The sequence below is a fragment of the Nocardiopsis sp. TNDT3 genome (assembly GCF_003427465.1).
Lineage (GTDB): Bacteria > Actinomycetota > Actinomycetes > Streptosporangiales > Streptosporangiaceae > Nocardiopsis > Nocardiopsis dassonvillei.
The window spans coordinates 1-3,696 of sequence record NZ_QPFC01000091.1; the positions used below are offsets into that span (position 1 = coordinate 1).

Sequence of the window (3,696 nt, forward strand, 5' to 3'; positions counted from 1 at the left end):
GGGGAGTCCCCGCCCGCGTGATCAGGGCGATCGACTGAACCCGCCCCGGGTCAGTCGGCCCGGAGGGGGCCGGACTCCGACGCCGGGGCGGCGAAGTACTCGTGCGCCGTGCGGGCGAGCAGTGTGGCGCCGTCGGAGACGACCCTGTTGGCTGCCTCCCCGACGCAGACGGCGGCGAACTCGGGCTGGTGGTTGCTGACCGGGAAGCAGCCCAGGCCGATGTAGGGGTGGATGGCCGCAACGTGCTGGGAGACGTTGCCCATGTCGGTCGAGGCGCGGTTCATCGTCTGGTGTTCGGGTGGCGCGTCGAACCGCCGCCCGAGCGCCAGGGCGTGGCGCGTGTAGATCTCCAGGGCGCGCTCGTCCGTACGGAACTCCGAGTAGGGCTGCGACTCCGGGGTGAACTCCAGGGCGGTGTCGGTCGCCAGCGCTCCGGCCCGGAAGCACTGTTCCACCCGGCGGCGCAGCGGCTCCAGCTGCTCCAGGCTCTCGGCCCGGGTGTACCAGCGGCCCTCGGTCACCGCGGGGATGGCGTTGGGCGCCTGCCCTCCCACCGTCTGGATGCCGTGGACGCGGGTGCCCGGCGGGAGCTGCTGGCGCAGCAGGCCGAGGGCCACCTGGGCGACCACGAAGGCGTCGTTGGCGTTGCGGCCCTCGTGCGGGTAGGCGGCGGCGTGGGCCGACCGGCCGGTGAAGCGGACGTGGTCGTGGGCGACGGCGTAGGGCTCGGCCCGCGGCGCGTCCACCGGTCCGGGGTGGGCCATCAGCGCCAGGTCCAGGTCCCGGAAGGCTCCGGCGTCCAGCAGTTCGATCTTGCCGCCGCCGCCCTCCTCGGCCGGGGCGGCGATCACGTCGATACGCAGGTCGAGCCGGTCCGCCCAGGGGCGCAGCGCGATCGCCGCGCCCGCCGACATCGCGGCGATCAGGTTGTGCCCGCAGGCGTGGCCCAGACCGGGCAGCGCGTCGTACTCCACGACGAAGCCGACCCGGCGCCGACCGGACCCGTAGGTGGCGTGCAGCGCGGTGGGAAAGCCGAGGTAGGCGTTCTCGACGGCGAAACCGAACCGCTCCAGCAGCTCCGCCGTCCACCGCGCCGCGCGGTGCTCCTCCCAGGCGGTCTCGGGGTGGGCGTGCAGCGCCTCGGAGTAGGAGACCAGCTCTGGCAGGTGCTCCGCGGCGCTCGGCAGCGCGCCGTGTTCGGGCGCGCCGGGTTCAGCGGTCATCGCCCGGCACCCCGTATCCCGGTGAGGCGGCCGGTTCCAGGCCGCGCCGGACGTAGTCGTCGCGCTGGGGGAGCCAGACCCCGAGCAGTTCGCCCAACTCCCCGATCGGGTCCTCGCGCCAGTCCACGCGCAGGTCCGTGTCGCGCCAGCCGTGCGCGGACACGGTGGACAGCCCCGCGGAGTAGACCGGTCCGGCCTCGCCTCCGGCGGCCAGGCCCGCGGCCAGGGCGGTGAGCAGGCGTTCCTCCAGCTCCCCCCGGGCCGAGGCGAAGGCCTCGCACATGGCCGCGGGGACGCCCGGGTCCGAGAGCATGTTCCCGGCGGCGGCGCAGTGGGGGCCGGTGGCCTCGCCGTGGACGCCGAGGGTGAGGCCGCCGCTGAACGTGGCCGCGGTGCCGGAGGCGTCCACCACCGTGAGCTGCCGGTAGGCGATGTCCGGTGCGGTGGCGGTCACGGCGTCGAGCGCCGCTCGGGGGCTCGCGCCCTCGGCGAGCCGGTCCAGCAGCGCCGTTCCCAGCCGCGGGTCGGTGATGTTCTGCGAGGCGACCGCGCCGACGGAGTCGCGCAGGTGGACGACCCGCGCGGCGACGGCGGGGGAGGACGAGGACGCGGCGACGCCGAACCTGCCGTCCTGGTGGGCCGCGATGGAGAAGGTCACTTGTCGCCTCCCGAGATCACGGCGGTCGCGTCGATCTCCACGAGCCATTCGGGCCGGGCCAGGGCCTGGACGACGATGCCCGTGGAGACCGGGTGGACCCCCTTCAGCCAGCGCCCCATCTCGCGGTAGACCTCCTCGCGGTAGCGCGGGTCGGTGAGGTAGACGGTCACCTTCACGATGTCCTCCAGACCGCTGCCCGCCTCCCTGAGCAGGAGGTCGATGTTGGCCATGGCCTTCTCGGTCTGCGCGCGGACGTCGCCGACGCCCACGGACTCGCGGGTGTCCAGGTCCTGGCCGATCTGGCCGCGCAGGTACACGACCCCTCCGGCCACCACCGCCTGGCACAGGTCGTTGTCGAGGTTCTGCTCGGGGTAGGTGTCCCTGGTGTTGAACTTGCGGATGCGCGTGTGCGTGGTCATGGTGTGATCACCCCTGGGTGTGGGACGGGTGCGGGTGCGCGTCGTGGTGTTCCATGTAGCCGCGCTGGATGCAGATCTGGTCGGCCACGTACTTGGCGTCGTGCCAGGCCCCCCAGATGAAGCTCGAACCGCGGCGGGACTGCCACGGCAGCCCCATGAAGTAGACGCCGGGCTCGGAGGAGACCCCGCGCTGGTGCCGGGGCCTGCCGTTCTCGTCGAAGGCGTCCACCCGCAGCCAGCCGTAGTCGGCGGTGAAGCCGGTCGCCCACAGGACGGTCCGGACCCCGGCGGCGGCGAGGTCGAGTTCGCGGAGGGGGTCGGTCACCGACTCCGGGTAGGCGCCCAGGACGCGGGCCCCGGGCTCCTCGGGCAGGTCGAGTCCGTTGCGTTCGACGTAGGCGTCGGCCTCGTCCAGCAGCGACAGGTAGTTGGCGTCGCCGCGGGCGATGTTGTCCCGCAGGTCGGGCGCGAAGCGGACGGTTCCGGCGTCGAAGGACTCCGTCCGGCCGACCAGCGTGATGCCGCGCTGAGCCAGGGCCCGGAAGTCCACGGTGTGGCCGCCGTGCGCGCCGCTGACCGCGATCGTGACGTGCTCGGCGCCCCGCGCGGGGGCCGAGGCCTCCCACTTGCCGAGGACGCCCAGCCACCAGACGAAGTCGTGCCCCCGGTACCGGCGCGGCGGGCGGTCGTGCGGACCGACGGACAGGTACACCCGTCGGCCGCTGGCGCGGAGTTCGTCGGCGATCTGGACCCCCGAGGAGCCCGACCCGACCACGAGCACGCCGCCCTCGGGCAGTTGCGCGGGGTTGCGGTAGGCGCTGGAGTGGAGCTGGACCAAACCCGAGTCCTCGGGGATGAGCGGGGGGACGACCGGCCGCTGGAACGGGCCGGTGGCGGCCACGACGTAGCGGGCGTCGATGTCACCGTCCGAGGTCCGGACCCGGAACCCCCGGCGTCCGGTGTTGCGTCGCACCGAGGTCACCTCGACCCCGCACCGGATCGGCGCGCCGATCTTCTCGGCGTAGGTCGCCAGGTAGTCCGCGACGCCGTCCTTGGAGGCGAAGTCCTCGGGGTCCAGGCCGGTGAACTCCAGGCCGGGGAACCGGTCGTGCCAGACGGGCCCGTTCGTGACCAGCGAGTCCCACCGCTCCGAGCGCCAGCGCTCGGCGACGCGGCTCCTCTCCAGGACGACGTGGGGCACCCTGCGGTCGCTGAGGTGCTCGCTCATCGCGATCCCGGCCTGCCCCCCTCCGACGACGACGACCTCGATCTCTTCCAGTGACATGCACAGCCTCCAGGCTCTGGTCAACGCGTGTGTTCGGGACGGGTGCGCCCCGCGTGCCTCCCCGGCCGCGCGGACGCCGTCCCCCGGGTCCGGCCGCGGCCGGACCCGGAC

4 protein-coding genes are annotated in these 3,696 nt (G+C 73.8%); all 4 read right to left on the bottom strand.

Translation table 11 applies throughout. The features are described 5' to 3' along the window. Positions 1 to 50: 50 nt before the first annotated feature. The 4 genes from DQW06_RS02625 to DQW06_RS02640 are packed head-to-tail and all read right to left on the bottom strand — an operon-like array spanning position 51 to position 3,585. Positions 51 to 1,223, bottom strand: a complete 1,173-nt coding sequence (locus DQW06_RS02625) for an amidohydrolase (protein ID WP_071621910.1) — start codon at positions 1,221 to 1,223, stop codon at positions 51 to 53. Then, complete coding sequence (locus DQW06_RS02630; RefSeq protein WP_071621911.1) at positions 1,213 to 1,881, bottom strand: DUF1028 domain-containing protein; 669 nt, start codon at positions 1,879 to 1,881, stop codon at positions 1,213 to 1,215. Before DQW06_RS02630 ends, DQW06_RS02625 begins: the two co-directional genes overlap by 11 nt. Continuing rightward, the gene (locus DQW06_RS02635; protein ID WP_013152699.1) at positions 1,878 to 2,300 is read right to left on the bottom strand and encodes a RidA family protein; all 423 of its coding nucleotides are present in this window, start codon (positions 2,298 to 2,300) and stop codon (positions 1,878 to 1,880) included. The genes DQW06_RS02630 and DQW06_RS02635 overlap by 4 nt, the downstream gene beginning before the upstream one ends. Before the next feature lie 7 nt (positions 2,301 to 2,307). Beyond that, the gene (locus DQW06_RS02640; RefSeq protein ID WP_013152700.1) at positions 2,308 to 3,585 is read right to left on the bottom strand and encodes an NAD(P)/FAD-dependent oxidoreductase; all 1,278 of its coding nucleotides are present in this window, start codon (positions 3,583 to 3,585) and stop codon (positions 2,308 to 2,310) included. Between the last annotated feature and the right edge of the window lie 111 nt (positions 3,586 to 3,696).

Coding starts and splice junctions, on each gene's coding strand:
- DQW06_RS02635 (WP_013152699.1), bottom strand. CDS start 2,300: ATGACCACGCACACGCGCATCCGCAAGTTCAACACCAGGGACACCTAC.
- DQW06_RS02640 (WP_013152700.1), bottom strand. CDS start 3,585: ATGTCACTGGAAGAGATCGAGGTCGTCGTCGTCGGAGGGGGGCAGGCC.
- DQW06_RS02625 (WP_071621910.1), bottom strand. CDS start 1,223: ATGACCGCTGAACCCGGCGCGCCCGAACACGGCGCGCTGCCGAGCGCC.